Origin of the sequence: Chlorobium sp. KB01, from assembly GCF_001975465.1 — a bacterium.
GTDB lineage: Bacteria > Bacteroidota > Chlorobiia > Chlorobiales > Chlorobiaceae > Chlorobium.
This window is the reverse complement of sequence record NZ_MPJE01000027.1, coordinates 67,206-81,931: the sequence shown is the minus strand read 5'-3', so window position 1 is coordinate 81,931 and position 14,726 is coordinate 67,206. Positions and strand designations below refer to the sequence as shown.

The 14,726-nt window shown below is 50.7% G+C and carries 13 protein-coding genes; 6 read left to right on the top strand and 7 right to left on the bottom strand.

The window, feature by feature from the left end:
• Nucleotides 1–74: 74 nt before the first annotated feature.
• Both BOO20_RS02955 and BOO20_RS02950 read right to left on the bottom strand, forming a co-directional pair.
• Nucleotides 75–1,664, bottom strand: coding sequence for a carboxylesterase/lipase family protein (locus BOO20_RS02955; protein WP_158068725.1), 1,590 nt, complete (start codon nucleotides 1,662–1,664; stop codon nucleotides 75–77).
• A gap of 91 nt (nucleotides 1,665–1,755) precedes the next feature.
• A complete protein-coding gene (locus BOO20_RS02950; protein ID WP_076790437.1) occupies nucleotides 1,756–3,087 on the bottom strand; it encodes a S9 family peptidase in 1,332 nt (443 codons plus the stop codon).
• 258 nt (nucleotides 3,088–3,345) lie between these two features.
• Between BOO20_RS02950 and rlmN the strand changes: the two genes are divergently transcribed.
• From rlmN to BOO20_RS02920, 6 genes are all read left to right on the top strand, one after another.
• A complete protein-coding gene (gene rlmN, locus BOO20_RS02945) occupies nucleotides 3,346–4,434 on the top strand; it encodes a 23S rRNA (adenine(2503)-C(2))-methyltransferase RlmN (protein ID WP_083694512.1) in 1,089 nt (362 codons plus the stop codon).
• Between the two features lie 21 nt (nucleotides 4,435–4,455).
• A complete protein-coding gene (locus BOO20_RS02940; protein ID WP_076790436.1) occupies nucleotides 4,456–5,226 on the top strand; it encodes a hypothetical protein in 771 nt (256 codons plus the stop codon).
• Nucleotides 5,227–5,236: 10 nt separating this feature from the next.
• The gene (adk, locus tag BOO20_RS02935) at nucleotides 5,237–5,896 is read left to right on the top strand and encodes an adenylate kinase (protein ID WP_076790434.1); all 660 of its coding nucleotides are present in this window, start codon (nucleotides 5,237–5,239) and stop codon (nucleotides 5,894–5,896) included.
• 69 nt (nucleotides 5,897–5,965) lie between these two features.
• Nucleotides 5,966–8,398 (top strand): primosomal protein N', encoded by a 2,433-nt coding sequence (gene priA, locus BOO20_RS02930; protein WP_076790432.1) that lies wholly within the window; start codon nucleotides 5,966–5,968, stop codon nucleotides 8,396–8,398.
• Between the two features lie 108 nt (nucleotides 8,399–8,506).
• The gene (locus BOO20_RS02925) at nucleotides 8,507–9,007 is read left to right on the top strand and encodes a DoxX family membrane protein (protein WP_076790430.1); all 501 of its coding nucleotides are present in this window, start codon (nucleotides 8,507–8,509) and stop codon (nucleotides 9,005–9,007) included.
• 6 nt (nucleotides 9,008–9,013) lie between these two features.
• Nucleotides 9,014–9,832, top strand: a complete 819-nt coding sequence (locus BOO20_RS02920) for a lipopolysaccharide assembly protein LapB (RefSeq protein WP_076790428.1) — start codon at nucleotides 9,014–9,016, stop codon at nucleotides 9,830–9,832.
• Nucleotides 9,833–9,865: 33 nt separating this feature from the next.
• Here the strand turns inward: BOO20_RS02920 and aroQ are convergent, their stop codons facing one another.
• The 5 genes from aroQ to BOO20_RS02895 form a co-directional block, all read right to left on the bottom strand.
• The gene (gene aroQ, locus BOO20_RS02915) at nucleotides 9,866–10,342 is read right to left on the bottom strand and encodes a type II 3-dehydroquinate dehydratase (protein WP_076790426.1); all 477 of its coding nucleotides are present in this window, start codon (nucleotides 10,340–10,342) and stop codon (nucleotides 9,866–9,868) included.
• Between the two features lie 59 nt (nucleotides 10,343–10,401).
• Nucleotides 10,402–11,886, bottom strand: a complete 1,485-nt coding sequence (gene hslU / locus BOO20_RS02910) for an ATP-dependent protease ATPase subunit HslU (RefSeq protein WP_076790443.1) — start codon at nucleotides 11,884–11,886, stop codon at nucleotides 10,402–10,404.
• Nucleotides 11,887–11,967: 81 nt separating this feature from the next.
• Nucleotides 11,968–12,516, bottom strand: a complete 549-nt coding sequence (hslV, locus tag BOO20_RS02905; RefSeq protein WP_076790424.1) for an ATP-dependent protease subunit HslV — start codon at nucleotides 12,514–12,516, stop codon at nucleotides 11,968–11,970.
• A gap of 3 nt (nucleotides 12,517–12,519) precedes the next feature.
• Nucleotides 12,520–13,971, bottom strand: a complete 1,452-nt coding sequence (gene rpoN, locus BOO20_RS02900; RefSeq protein WP_076790422.1) for an RNA polymerase factor sigma-54 — start codon at nucleotides 13,969–13,971, stop codon at nucleotides 12,520–12,522.
• Complete coding sequence (locus BOO20_RS02895; RefSeq protein ID WP_076790420.1) at nucleotides 13,971–14,543, bottom strand: DUF3109 family protein; 573 nt, start codon at nucleotides 14,541–14,543, stop codon at nucleotides 13,971–13,973. The genes rpoN and BOO20_RS02895 overlap by 1 nt, the downstream gene beginning before the upstream one ends.
• Between the last annotated feature and the right edge of the window lie 183 nt (nucleotides 14,544–14,726).

Genomic DNA, 14,726 nt, shown 5'->3' with positions numbered 1-14,726 from the left:
GACAACTCTATCATACTTTACGCCTCAAGAGGCGGGGAATATGACCCATAGAGATTCAACCATCTCCCCTCTTTTCACTCTTTTGCCGCAGCTCTTCGCATGCTGCTTATCCGATCGATGAAATCAGCCTCTTTGCTGAACAGCTCTCTGTTGATGTGCAGGGTATCCGAAAACTCCAGATTGATGTCGGTTGTGGCGGTGTATGCCGGCCAATCAAGAAGGCCCGGACCATTGGGATTACCGGTTGCAGCAAAGTTGACCCAGTAAGCCATCATCTTTTCGGAAAGCCTCCTGTCCGTCTGATTGTAACCCCCGGATTCGGGCATATTTCCGAAAACGTATGCCAGTTCAACACCATGATGCACTCCAAGTTTTCGCGCCAGCACCGTGTCGGGAAGGCGGGTGAACTGGTAGAGATATGCCCTGGATTTTTTTTGTTCCATGGATCGGACCATGAGCCTTGCCGGTTGTGCATTTGCTGCTACCGTAAGGATTTTATCAATAGCCGGGGCAACATCTCCGGCTGTTGGCGCAGGGAAGAGTTCAAAGGCTTTCGCGGAATTATCGCCAAACCTTGATTGCAGGAATGATCGATATTGCTCAACTGATACATCTTTTTCATCGGCGAGATAAATATTGCCTTCATTGAGCGTGCTTCCGGTGATAAGCGGCACATCATGCTGCTTTCCTGCACGGTATGCTGCCAGCGGATCTTCGGGAAGCACCCGGCCATCAAATACCGGCGCAAAAAAAAGACCATCGGCAAATATGCTTGTAGTGCAATCGGCTGCCTTCACTATCTCCTCTGCTGACCTGGAGCGCATGGCAGCCACTACATCCCGAGCACTGTCGCAGCCAAGTTTCGAGGCCAGTTGCCGGCCCATTTTCGACACATTAGCCATGTCGCCGTTAAAGGCCAAAGAGAGGTACTCCGAACCGATAATCGGCCCGCCGCTTTCAGCTATAGCCCGATGAAAAAGCCCTGCTGACAACGGAGTGATCAACTGCAGCGAAACCGATCGGGATCCGGCGGATTGGCCGAAAAGGGTTACCCTACCCGGATCCCCTCCGAATGCAGCGATATTGCGATGTATCCATTTCAGGGCAGCGATCTGGTCGAGCAAGCCGTAGTTGCCCGAGGTGCCATAGGGGGATTCCTTTGAGAGCAGCGGATGAACAAGAAATCCCAGCGGCCCGAGGCGGTAATTGATGGTCACAACAACCACCCCCTTTCGGGCAAGATTCCTGCCGTTGTATTCGGGCAGTGATGCGGATCCAAAATTAAAGGCTCCACCATGAATCCAGACCATAACCGGCAGTTTCTCATCAGGTTTTTTGGCCGTGGTCCAGATATTCAGGTAGAGGCAGTCCTCGCTGTACAGAGCGTTATCCTTCTCTTTCGGCTGCGGGCAGGAGGGGCCGAACTCCTTGCAGTTTCTCACCTGTGCCCACGAAGCGACCTCCTCCGGGGGCTTCCATCTCAAGGAACCAACCGGGGGTGCCGCATAGGGAATCCCCAGGAAGATACGCACGTCGCCCTCTGCTCTGCCGCATATCGGTCCGCTATGCAGCTGAATAACATTACAGCTTATTCCGCCGGCGATCACCGGAAGCGGCAACACGGTGAGCAGCAGCAGAACTGCCAGCAGTTTACGAAAAGCCATACTTCCCATCCTTCCTGAATCTCCGCATCTCCGGATTTGAAAAGCAGTGTGCCACACAGGGTAGTCTCTTCGAGCAAACAGATACAGTATTTTACCTCCCCGTATCCTTGAAAACCTCATCCAGCCAGTCGAACAGGATCTCCCCCATCAGACTGCGGTTCTCGCCGATGCAGTGGCTGGAAGCCCCGTCCTCAAAACCTGTAACAATCAGCCTTGAACGGGAGTCGGGCAATTTAGCCATGCATTCCAGCTGCTGGCGCTGGACCTCCTTGCTGGCATACTCGCCCGCACCTACCAGCAAGAGGGTGGGAACCGTAACCTTTGCCGGATCAAAAGTAAAGCCCTTGTTGGCCGCAACCAGACCGGGAATATTGTCCATCTTCACGCCCCAGCGAAAAGCCACAAGTTTGACCACATTACGATGGAAGCTGGCAAAACCCTCCAGCACCCCGGGAGTCGTGGTAGCCACCGGCATGGTGCTGAAGAGCTGTTCGGCATCAACCACTGCCGCCGTGACTGCTACAGCCTTGATGCGGGAATCATGCATGGCAGCCTGGGGCACAAAACCCCCGCCGCCACTGATACCATAGGCCGCAAACCGCAAGGGATCAACCTCCGGGCGCTTGAGAACATAGTCAATGACTGCCGAGATGGGAAGGTTCATGGCTGGCCGGAAATACTTGCCTTTCCAGGGGAGCAACCCCTGGCCCGGAAGATCTACAGCGACGAAGTTGTATCCCCGCTCAAAGGTCTGGGGGGCAATGTGGAACCATAGATCTTCGGCAAACGTCTCCCCGCCGCCGACCATGAAGAGCGTCGGGCGAGGTTTCCCGCTCTTGTCAGCCTTGCGGAAATAGCCGGGCAAAACCACCCCCTCGAAGGGCACTTCGAAATACTCCAATGGCGGGTCCATCAACTCACCGGCCTTGCGGAGCAGCGTGCGGCTGCGGCCGGCAACTTCGTTGATGCGGGGATCATCGGGCAGCATGGAGATGATGCCCGCACGATAGTAATAGGAAGCCCGCTGCATCTGCCGGGCTGCACTGACCTTGTGGCCTTTGTTCAGGCTCTTTTCCGCTCTTGCCGCAAGCCGGTCTGCCATCCTGATCCACTCCGCCTGCCAACTGGCCGCCTCCCCGTCCTTGATCTGACTTGCGGTGTAGTAGGCCTCGCCGATCTCCATGCCATGGTTGCTCGTATTGCCGAGCAGGAAGCCGAAGGTCCAGTCCATATCATTATCCTTGAAATGGTAGCGCACCGTCGGGTCATGGGCATCGAAGTCGCTCTTCTTCTCACCGGGGTTTACGGCCTCTGCATCGGAGGTTTTCTTCTTTTCCGTTGCCCGGGATGAACGGCTGCCGCCTGTTGTCAGAACAACAGAGCAGAGCACCATAATTACTACCCTCAAGACTCTTCCGTACATTTCACCCTCCTTCTTTAGCTACATGAACCTTGTAATATAAAGCCACACCACCTGATATATTTCCGGGTTACTTCAGGGCAGTTACTCCCCGATTAAGGGGCCGCAGAAGGCGGTCTGCGATCCACAGTAAAGATAGAACAATATCAACACTGGTTTACGCAAAAGAGCATATATTCCGCATGAAGCATCACTGGCGCGCGTTCTGTGAAATCCATACAGCGCAACCGCAAACGTATACACCCTCTGTCGTAACATGAAATGGAGACCATGACCACCGCTCTTCCCAACATTATTGATCTGAGCTTCCCGGAGCTTCAGCATGCCATTGCATCGCTTGATGAACCCTCATTCAGGGCGGCACAGATTCATCAGTGGCTTTTCTGTCATCAGGCAAAGAGCTTTGAGGAGATGACAACACTCAGCCGGACACTTCGCCAAAAGCTTGCAGAAACCTTCTCTATCAGCCATCTTCAGCTTGTCGATCACCTTGAGAGTACCGAAGAGAGCGGGGAGAACCGCACAGAAAAACTCCTGCTGAAACTGCCGGATAACGAACTGATTGAAACCGTCCTCATTCCTGCCGAGAACAGATTGACCGCTTGCCTCTCCTCGCAGGCAGGGTGTGCGTTTCAGTGCACATTCTGTGCAACAGGAAAAATGGGACTGCATCGAAATCTTACCGCCGGGGAGATTGCCGGACAGGTTTATGCGCTCAATGCCATAGTTTCAAGGAGAAATCCCGACAAAAAAATCACCAATATTGTCTTTATGGGTATGGGAGAGCCGCTCATGAACTACGACAATATTCTGGAATCGATAGAAACCCTGACAACAAAAAACTACAACGTCACGCTATCCCAGAAAAAAATAACCATTTCAACCGTGGGTGTTATTCCGCAAATACAGAAACTGGGCGCTTCAGGATTGAAAACCAGGCTCGCCGTCTCCCTTCATGCTGCCGAACAGCAGAAACGGGAGTCACTCATGCCGGTCGCAGCAAAGCTCTATCCGCTTAATGAGCTCGGTAAAGCACTTGCCGGCTATAGCTCGGCAACCGCCATGCCGGTCACGATTGTCTATATGCTGCTGAAAGGTATCAACGACTCGCTTGAAGACGCAAAACTGCTGGCACGGTTTGCTCACGGCTTTTTATGCAAAATAAATTTGATTGATTACAATTCTATCATTAATATCAGGTTCAAGCCTGTAAACAGCTCCTCCAGAGAGGTGTTCCAGCAATACCTCATTGATTCAGGCCTGCATGTCACGGTCAGAAAAAGCTACGGTACGACAATTAATGCGGCATGCGGTCAACTGGCAACAACCGGCATGGCAGAATCGCAATAATCTATAATCGCCTTAAATACCATGGATTTGATCGATTTAATTCCTTTCCAGAATGAGTTCAACAAAACGTATCACGGCTTAACCAGCAATGCAACACACACGTCGGAAACGCCGGTATTTCATGAACTGAAAGTCAGACGATACGACAAACCTGTTGACGAAGTCAGAGATTTTATTTCCAGCAAAATTGATCACTGGGTTGGCTGGGAACTGAAAAGTGAAAAAACAGCTGTCGGCGGCACGACCACCATCAGGGGGGAAGTGACCTCCGTGCTTCTTTTCGGCATAAAAATCGATGTAACATTCGGCCTTTTTGAGGAGACCGATATCAATGGCCGGCCGATAACCACGGTCAACGCAAAAGCAGAAACCCGCATTGAATCGAGAGGTGATCTGGGCGAGAGCCGCAGGATTATCCGAATGATGCTTGGCGCACTTGATTTTGAGTTCCGCCATCAGCAGATAAAGGATGAGGACTATCACTATCGCTCGGTCGATGTAAACGGGCCATCAGCATCATTCCAGCAGATATTTGATAACGCCCGCCTTCACCATCAAAAAAAGCCGGAAGGGAGCCCTAAAGCAACCGCTATCGAATTCAAGAAAAGAGCACCGGTTCAAACCATACAGCTTAACAAGCCAGCCGAAAAAAATGGTGATACCTCTCATTCGGCAGGCAGTGCAGCAGAGAACGGCTCTTCTTCAGCTCAATCTGAAACCCCGGCATCAGCTGGCAAGGCAGTAGCCTCTCGGCCAAAAGTGACGATCATTACTACCAAAAAAAACATATAAACACGGTTTGATGATAATAATTCTACTCGGAGCACCAGGTGCGGGAAAAGGCACGCAGTCAAACTTCATCTCCAAATCTCTGGGTATACCACAGATTTCAACCGGTGATATGCTGCGCGCTGCGGTAAAAGCGGGAACACCTCTCGGTATCCAGGCAAAACAAATCATGGATGCAGGGCAGCTTGTTTCCGATGAGATCATTATCGGACTGGTCAAAGACCGGTTGAAAGATGCTGACTGTGCCAATGGCTGCCTTTTTGACGGCTTTCCCCGTACCATCGCACAGGCAGAAGCACTGAGAAGTGACGGGATCAAAATCGACCATGTCGTTGAGATCAATGTTGAAGACCGTGATATTATCGAAAGGATGAGCGGACGCCGCGTACATCCGGCTTCAGGAAGAACCTACCACATACAGTTCAATCCGCCGAAAACAGATGGAATTGATGATGAAACCGGAGATCCACTGGTGCAGAGGGCGGATGATGAGGAAGAGACGGTAAAAAAACGCCTTGAAGTTTATCATGAACTGACCTCGCCGCTGATCAATTACTATCTGAACCTCTCTTCACAGAACTGCACCGCAAAGGGGCCGAAATACAACAGGATCAAGGGAACCGGAAAAGTGGAAGAGATTCGCGACAGGATTCTCGAAGCGATCAATGGCTGAGCATTCCCGAAAGCGTATTCCGATAAAAAAAAAGTCAGTGCCCGACACTGACTTTTTTCATTCACCACCATGCAAGCACTGATCGTCGCAGAAAAACTGTTCAGGGGAGAACCATTTACCGTAATGGTACCCGCCTCAATGGAGCAGGAGATCCAGGCCGGATGCATGGTACTCCTTGCCCGAAAAAAAGGAGCAGAGTCCATCTCAATCGGCTACATCATCGAGCTTGCCGAAGATAATCCGGCTGAACCCTCAGAAACAGAGATCATCGATCTGCTCTATGATGGCAAACCGCTCCTTGGTGAAGATCTCCTGAATCTGACCGGGTGGATGGCTGATTACTACCTCTCCCGCAGAATTGACACCATCAGTGCAGCGCTTCCGGTGGCTGTGCGCACCACGATTCATGACCTGGTGGAACTCACCGACTTTTCCCTTCAGGCTGAAAACAGGCGGGTCATCAACACGACATTGCGGCGCTCAATCATGCAACTGATGATCAGGGAAAAACGGTTGACCATGCTTCAGCTTCAGCGGCGGCTCGGCAAAAAACAGCTCTACCGGACCCTCTCGGAACTTGAACGCGGCGGGCATCTGAGACTCACCAAAAAGTTCACCTCCACACAACCGAAACTGCAAACAGCTTACCGCCTGAGCGAAACCATACCGGAGAGCGCTGAGGAGAGCCTTCATGGCGCGCCGAAACAGCTTGAAGCGTTCCTTGCACTCTCATCCACTACCGGCCCCTGTGTTCCGGCAGAGACCATAGGCAGCTCAAGGGAGACGCTCAATGCTCTGGTAAAAAAAGGATTCGTTGAAAAGGTTCAGATTGAGGTGAAAAGTAATTTTTCAAGCGGATTTGCTGAAGAGCCTCAATCAGTCAAAAATCTGACAGCCGAACAAAAACAGGCACTTGAAGCATTGCAATCTGCCCTGAACAATAAACGGTATGCCACCTTCCTTCTGCATGGAGTGACAGGAAGCGGAAAAACCCTTGTCTATATCGAGTTCCTGAAACGTGTCCTTGCCGCAGGCAAAACCGCCATTGTTCTTGTACCGGAAATATCGCTCACGCCACAGACCGCCGGACGATTCCGTCAGCACTTCCATGATGATATCACGATACTGCACAGCGGGATGAGTAATCAGGAAAAATATGACGCGTGGCACAGCCTCAGGCAGGGGAAAACCAAAATAGCGCTCGGGGCACGGTCAACCATTTTTGCTCCACTTGAAAACCTCGGGGCAATCATTGTAGATGAAGAGCATGACGGCGCCTACAAACAGGATCGAACCCCCCGTTATCATGCCAGGGATACGGCAATCATGAGAGCCCTCTTCAGCAAGGCAATCTGTGTGCTCGGTTCGGCAACCCCCTCTTTTGAATCATACCATAATGCCCGAAACGGCAAATACAGCCTGATCAATCTCAGGGAACGTGTTGATGGTGCAGCAATGCCTCTTATCAAGCTTGTCTGGATGAAAGAGAGTCCGAAAGCCTCGTCATCAATTTCAGAGCTGCTCTTCCGCCAGATAGAGCTTCGCCTCAAAAAAAAAGAGCAGGTCATCCTTCTGCAGAACAGACGGGGGTTTGCAGGCAGTATCTTCTGCCTCTCCTGCGGTCACACCCCCCTTTGCCGGTTTTGCAACATCCCGATGGTCTACCATGCAGCCGAGAATCATCTCCGCTGCCACTACTGCGGTCATCGCGTAAAATTCAGGGCGTCATGCGAAAAGTGCCAGTCAACCGACCTGTTTTTCAAAAGCAGCGGAACCGAGCGCATTGAGGAGGAACTGCAAAAGCTCTTCCCGGAAGAAAAAATTCTCAGAATGGATGTTGATACAACAACAAGGAAAGGCTCTCATGGACGGATACTCAAAGAGTTTCATGATCAAAAAGCCCGCATCCTGCTCGGGACACAAATGGTTGCCAAGGGACTCGACTTCCCTGCCGTAACGCTCGTCGGAGTGCTTATGGCTGATATCGGGCTTAATATTCCGGATTTCCGAGCATCTGAACGGACATTCTCACTGCTCACACAGGTTGCCGGTCGGGCCGGCCGCTCTACCATGCCCGGAGAGGTCTATCTTCAGGTCTACAACAAGGAGAGTGACGTATTCACCGCCCTCCTGCAGGGCAGTTATGAAAAGTTCTTCGAACAGGAGAGTGCAACAAGAGCGGCACTCCGATACCCCCCGCTGTCACGACTCATAAAATTCGAGTGCAGTGCAACCGATGAAAAGGAAGCGGAATCGGCTGCGCTCTATTGCAAGGAGACCCTGACGGCCCATCTCCCGATCGAGAGCGGTACCGTTCTCGGACCAGCCCCCGCTGGAATCGCGAAAATAAAAGGACGATTTCGCTACCACGTACTGGTAAAGCTGTTCGAGGCAAAACTCTCGGCAGCGTTCGTCAGAGAGATGAGTGACCATATCATCTCCCGCTTTCGCAGTGCGGCACTCTCTTTTATTGTCGATGTCGATCCGCAGAACCTCATGTAGCGGTTTGCGAAAAAAAGTCCCCCTCGCCTTTCGTACCCGTTAAAGTAAAATATATTTATATTCAGCACAGTCAACAGCAAGGATCAACGAAACTCATCGCATCTGCTCATGAAGAGGTTTGAGTGGAAAAGGGAATACTTCAAACACTATCCGCTTAAAACTGCGGGAGTTATTCTTTTTCTTTCCGGCCGGTATCTCTTTGCGCTCTTCTTTCTTTACGGATTCTGGCACAAACTTGTAAAAGGTTGGCTCTGGAGCGACCTCATGCAGTTCTATTTTCTCAAAAGGCTTGCCGAACTGCCGGCTGAATCGTTCCAGGCACTCTACCTTCAGCAGTTTGCCATACCGCTTGCATTTCCGATTGCATGGATTGTTACCGTTGGAGAGCTCATCATCGCTATCGGGCTCATCTTCGGTATTGCCGTCAGAGCCAATGCGGCGTTTGCACTCTTTCTGGTAGTGAATTTTGCTGCCGGTGGTTTTTACAACCTCTCCCTTCCCCCATTCATGCTCTTTGCTCTCCTTATGATAATCTCTCCTTCAGGCCATTGGCTGGGACTTGACAGGATTCTGCACAATAAATACCCTGCTGCAATCTGGTTTAAATAAAGCACCATGACCAATACCCCGATATTTCGACGACTCTGCGGCTGCCGGAACTCACCCCTTCTTCTCTTTGCACTTTCAGCGCTCTTCTCGTTCATGCCGGTATCAGCCAAAGCAGTAGAACGCAGCGAATCGCCGGTTGAACTGGCTGACAAGGCATTCTGGAACATGAACTATCCGACTGCCGATTCAATCTACACCGCTGAACTGCACCGTAACCCGAGAAATGCCGATCTCTACTGGAAACTCGCCAGGCTGCATGTAAGCCTTGGTGAATCGGTCGATCGCAATAAAAAGGATGAACGGCTGCGCTACTACCGTAAAGCCCTGGAGTATGCAAAAACCTCTATCACCATCGACAGCACCATCGCAAAAGGGCACTCCTGGTATGCCGCTGCACTGGGTATCATGGCGGACAAAACAGGCTCAAATGAAAAACTGAACCGTGCAAAAGAGATAAAAAGGGCGATTGACAGTGCCCTGCGATTAAACCCGAACGATGAGACGGCCCTCTCGATTCTCGGATCCTATTATTGTGAAGCGGCTAAAATCAGCTGGTTTAAACGGATGGTGGGCAATGCCTTCATCGGCGAAATGCCGAAAGGCAATTATGATCTCGCAGAAAAAGCGTTCAGGAAAGCGATCAGCATTGACTCAAGAATTATCCGCAACTATCATGAACTTGTCCTGATCGAGCTTGATCAAAACAACAGGACTGAAGCTCTGAAACTCATGAAAACTGCGCTCAACAAACCGGTGATCATGCCGAGTGACCGGAGGCGAATCGAGGAGATGCGCGCGCTGCTGAAAAAATATTCCGAAGAGTGAGAGAGGGAGTCTCACCTCCCTCAGGAGAGCAGCTCAGTCCCCGTTCACCGCTACGGTTATTCTCTTCTTCCTGGGAGCAATGCCGAGCAACGAGCGGACGCCAAGATGGTAGCTGTTCGCTCCGAACCCGCTGATTACTCCCATGCACACTTCCGAAATCACCGATGAACGCCGGAACTCCTCACGAGCAAAGATATTGGAAAGATGAACCTCAACAACCGGCAGGCCGACCGCACTGATAGCATCACGCAATGCTATGGAGTAGTGTGTAAAGGCTCCTGCATTCAGTATGACCCCGATAAAACCGCCCTGGTCCTCACACTCAAAGAGTTTTTCAAGCAGCTGCCCCTCCTCCTCGGACTGGAAAAAATCAAAGCGAATGTCAGGAAAGCTTTCAGCAACTCCGCGATTGATATCGTCAAGTGTCTGATGGCCGTAAATTTCCGGTTCGCGTTTGCCGAGTCGTGAAAGATTCGGACCGTTAAGCACAAGTATGGAATTCCCGCTCATGGTTATGGCTTCTGGCGGCCCCTGCAGGGGTGCAGGTGCCGGCTGTTAAGAAAAAACGGTTAGAGTATGTATTGACTGAGATCCCTGTCAGCGACAACGTGGTTCAGTTTTTCCTTGACCATTGCTTCATCAATCTCAATCTTTTCATCGGAGACATTTTCCGGAATGTTGAACATCAGCTCCTCAAGAAGATTGGTCAGAATAGTATGAAGACGCCTTGCTCCGATGTTCTCTACACTCTCATTGACTTTAGCCGCAATTCTGGCAATTTCACGGATTGCACCCTCACTGAAGCTCAACTCCACCCCTTCAGTGGCAAGAAGAGCGGTATACTGCTTGATAAGGGCATTTTTCGGCTGGGTAAGAATCAGGAAAAAGTCCTCCTCGGTAAGACTTTTCAACTCCACCCTGATCGGAAAACGCCCCTGAAGCTCGGGGATAAGATCGGAAGGCTTGGCTACATGAAAGGCTCCGGAAGCAATAAAGAGCACATGGTCGGTCTTGACCATACCATGCTTTGTGGCAACATTTGAACCCTCGACAATCGGCAACAGATCGCGCTGAACACCCTCCCGGCTGACATCCGGCCCCTTGCCGCCTGCTCCGGTTGATGGTGCCGCGATTTTGTCAATTTCATCGATAAAGACAATACCTGACTGCTCAACCTTGTTTATGGCCTCCTTGACAACGCTCTCCATATCAATAAGCTTCTGCACCTCCTCCTGTTCGAGCAGTTTACGGGCTTCGGCTATCGAGACGCGTCTCTTTTTTCGCTTGCGGGGCAGCCCGCTCATAAGGTCCTGCATCATACCGCCGATCTCCTCCATCTGGCCGAGAGGGCCGAAAATCTGCATCATACCGCCACCCGAAGAGTCACTGGAGATATCCATCTCAATCTGGCGATCCTCAAGTTTGCCGCTGCGCAGCCTCTCCAGCATTTTCCGGCGGCTTCGGCGGTTTGCCTCCACTGACGGATCACCCTCTTCCGTGGAGAGAGAGAGCAGAGCCTCCCCTTCCGTGTCAGCGTCATCATCAAGTGAGTCCTGTGATTGCGCTACAGGAGGAAGAAGAATATCGAGCAGCCGCTCTTCAACAAGCAGTGCTGCCTTTTCACGAACCTCTTCAGACTTCTCGCTTCTGACCATTGCCACACTCTGATCAACAAGGTCACGAATCATCGACTCGACGTCACGCCCGACATAACCCACTTCAGTAAACTTCGACGCCTCAACCTTGACAAACGGCGCTTTGGCAAGCTTGGCCAGGCGGCGTGCAATCTCGGTTTTTCCTACACCGGTAGGCCCGATCATGATAATGTTGTTCGGCATGATCTCATCACGAAGCTCATCACTCACATTCTGACGGCGAAGCCTGTTACGGAGCGCTATGGCAACCGATTTTTTTGCATCCTTCTGGCCGATAATATATTTGTCAAGAAGCGCAACAATCTGGTTCGGGGTCAGATTATGCTCCGCAATAGAACTTCTTCTCCCCCCGTTTCCTTCAGGCAGAGCAAAAACATTCACCTTACTGTTCATAGTCATTTCAATGCAGAAAAAATTGTAATTACCACCCGGAATTTCACACAACAAGGCATCCGGAACACAGGAGAAACAACCCGACAGTTATAACTCTTCCACAATAATGTGATCGTTGGTATAGATACAGATATCGGATGCGATCTTCAAACTTTCCTGAACGATATCCCTGGCCGAAAGCGATGAGTGCTTCATGAGCGCACGCGCGGCAGAGAGCGCATACATGCTCCCGCTTCCGATAGCGACAATACCGTCCTCTGGCTCTATGACATCACCCGTTCCGGAAATGATAAGCGCCTTGTCACTGCTGACAATAGCAAGCATAGCCTCCAGACGGCGGAGATACTTGTCGGTTCTCCACTCTTTGGCAAGTTCCACGGCAGCACGATCAAGCTTTCCGTTATAGGCCTCAAGCTTCTCCTCAAACCGGTCAAGAAGGGTTACCGCATCAGCCGTTGCACCGGCAAACCCTGCAATCAGCTTCCCCTGATACAACCTCCTGATTTTGCGTGTCGAATGCTTGATGACGGTGTTGCCAAGAGTCATCTGACCATCACTTCCAAGCGCCGCCTTGCCATCTCTCAATACGCCGATCACCGTTGTTGAACGGATGATGGGCTTCTCGTTGTTTTTCATCAATTAAAATATTTTTTTCCTTAATCTTGCCACTGGAATTTGCATTTGTTCACGGTATTTTGCAACCGTTCTTCTCGCAATATGCACCCCTCTTTTCATCAACAACTCCGTCATAGCGTCATCACTCATCGGATTGTTGTGATCTTCACTCTCAACCATTTCAGCAATATATTGCCGGATGATCTTGTTCGAAAGATCTTCCCCGTCCTCAGTTGAGAGCCCTGCGCTGAAAAAGTACTTCAGCTCAAAAACGCCAAACGATGTCTGTACATACTTGCCGTTTACGGCCCTGCTGACAGTCGAAATATCAAGTCCGGTATCGGCCGCAATTATTTTCATACCCAGAGGCACAAGCTGCTCCGGCCCGGAGATAAAAAAAGCATACTGCCGGTGCATGAGTGCTTCAATAACCTTCAGCAGGGTCTGACGCCGGGTCTCGATGGCACTGGTAAACTCTTTGGCTCGATTGAGATTCTGGCGGATAAACTTTTTATCCTCTTTCAGGCTCTGCCTGTTCTTGAGCAAATCCTGATAGCGGTCGGTGATCCTGACAGAGAGCGCACTCCGGTCATTGAGCACCGCGGTCAGCTCCCCATTTTCATACGTCACAAGAAAATCGGGTGTAATATAATGGCCGCCCTCATCCTGAAAAACTCCCGGATGGGGATCAAGAGCGGCAATAGCGGAAATTGCCGACTCTACGCGTTCAGCGGGCTCATCGAGTTTTTTCAGCAGTTTTGCATAGCGACGATGAAGAAAATCATCATAATGGCCGGAGAGGATCCTGCGGGCCATCTCATAGGTAGCCGGTTCATGCCGGGTTCTGAAGAATTCAATCTGAACAAGAAGCCTTTCGCGAAGATCCCTGGCGGCAATACCGGAAGGATCCAGAAACTGGATTTTGCGAAGCATCAATTCCAGTTCGCTTTTACGAACCTCTATCCCTTCAAGCTGGAGGCTCTCGATAATAACCTCAAAACCATCGGTAAAATAGCCATCACCATCAAGGTTGCCGAGAATCTCAAGCGCAATTTTACCCTCTCTGGGCCCGACATCTTCGTGGAGGGCAAGCTGGCGGAGAAGCTGTTCATAAAAACTGTCATGCTGAACCGCCTGAAAAAAACGGTCCTTTGGCGCACTCTCATGGGTAAAATTCAGCCTGCCTTCGGCGGCTTCACCCGACAGCGGAGGATCATTTCCCTCTTTAAGTGAACTTTTTCTGAACCGCTCCTCGGAGTCAAACATCTCCTCATCATCATGGGTGTCCGGCACGTCAGGCAGGTCACCGGCAATATCTTTTCGTTCTTCAACAAGTTCAAGAAGAGGGTTCTCCTGCAACTCTTCAAAAATCCGCTCTTCAAGGTTCAACAACGGCAGCTGGAGAAGCTGACTGCTTAAAATCTGCTGGGCAGAAAGAAGGGTGGTTTGTTTCTGTTGAAGCCTGATTTCCGGCATTACCTTAAGGAAGATGTATCGACGAATAGTTTCAAACTCCTGACCCAGTCAGATCCGTAGCGTATCTCAAGAGCTTTATACACATAATCAATAAGTTGAATCCGAAGCTCTCCGCCTGCCTTGCGGGCAGAGCGGCACATTGCATGCTGTTCATAGACAAGATAATCCAAACCGAACTTTTTTCTCACCCTTATCGGAAACAATCGGCAGGAGAGCGGTTTATCAAAATCACACAGCCCATCACGAAATGCGATTTCAATGGCGCAAAATGTTATACCGTCACGAACAGTGCTGAAGACGCACTCCCGGTTCTCAATGGTTCTGCTGTAGGGCCGGCCCTGATAGATCTCAACCGGACCATGCCGCCTCAGATACTTCAGGTTTTTTTCCGGAATCATCCTCAACAGCTCTTCCGGTGCGTGGAGAAGTGCCTCTGCCTCCGCATCGGTTAATGGAGCACCGAGCTCCCCCTCAACACAACATTTTCCTTTACACTCATGAAGGTCGCAGGAAAAAAAAGCCTGCAAGAGATCCCTGTCAACAAGAACATCACCGATTGAAACCAGAGACATAACTATCTATAATTGATTATATTATATACACATGGATGTATCTTGACTGGAAATCCCGCCTCTTTTTGCACGCCTCCCCCGCCACTCTCTGCGTTTCCTGCTTGCGGCTTCGCTGAATTTTTCATAGCTATATGCTTTCACAGGCGGAACAACGCGTTCACCGACAAAAGAACAGACACAACA

What these genes read in the sequence shown, in the direction of transcription:
- BOO20_RS02955 (WP_158068725.1), bottom strand. Translation starts at nt 1,664, where the DNA reads ATGGCTTTTCGTAAACTGCTGGCAGTTCTGCTGCTGCTCACCGTGTTG.
- BOO20_RS02950 (WP_076790437.1), bottom strand. Translation starts at nt 3,087, where the DNA reads ATGTACGGAAGAGTCTTGAGGGTAGTAATTATGGTGCTCTGCTCTGTT.
- rlmN (WP_083694512.1), top strand. Translation starts at nt 3,346, where the DNA reads ATGGAGACCATGACCACCGCTCTTCCCAACATTATTGATCTGAGCTTC.
- BOO20_RS02940 (WP_076790436.1), top strand. Translation starts at nt 4,456, where the DNA reads ATGGATTTGATCGATTTAATTCCTTTCCAGAATGAGTTCAACAAAACG.
- adk (WP_076790434.1), top strand. Translation starts at nt 5,237, where the DNA reads ATGATAATAATTCTACTCGGAGCACCAGGTGCGGGAAAAGGCACGCAG.
- priA (WP_076790432.1), top strand. Translation starts at nt 5,966, where the DNA reads ATGCAAGCACTGATCGTCGCAGAAAAACTGTTCAGGGGAGAACCATTT.
- BOO20_RS02925 (WP_076790430.1), top strand. Translation starts at nt 8,507, where the DNA reads ATGAAGAGGTTTGAGTGGAAAAGGGAATACTTCAAACACTATCCGCTT.
- BOO20_RS02920 (WP_076790428.1), top strand. Translation starts at nt 9,014, where the DNA reads ATGACCAATACCCCGATATTTCGACGACTCTGCGGCTGCCGGAACTCA.
- aroQ (WP_076790426.1), bottom strand. Translation starts at nt 10,342, where the DNA reads ATGAGCGGGAATTCCATACTTGTGCTTAACGGTCCGAATCTTTCACGA.
- hslU (WP_076790443.1), bottom strand. Translation starts at nt 11,886, where the DNA reads ATGACTATGAACAGTAAGGTGAATGTTTTTGCTCTGCCTGAAGGAAAC.
- hslV (WP_076790424.1), bottom strand. Translation starts at nt 12,516, where the DNA reads ATGAAAAACAACGAGAAGCCCATCATCCGTTCAACAACGGTGATCGGC.
- rpoN (WP_076790422.1), bottom strand. Translation starts at nt 13,971, where the DNA reads ATGCCGGAAATCAGGCTTCAACAGAAACAAACCACCCTTCTTTCTGCC.
- BOO20_RS02895 (WP_076790420.1), bottom strand. Translation starts at nt 14,543, where the DNA reads ATGTCTCTGGTTTCAATCGGTGATGTTCTTGTTGACAGGGATCTCTTG.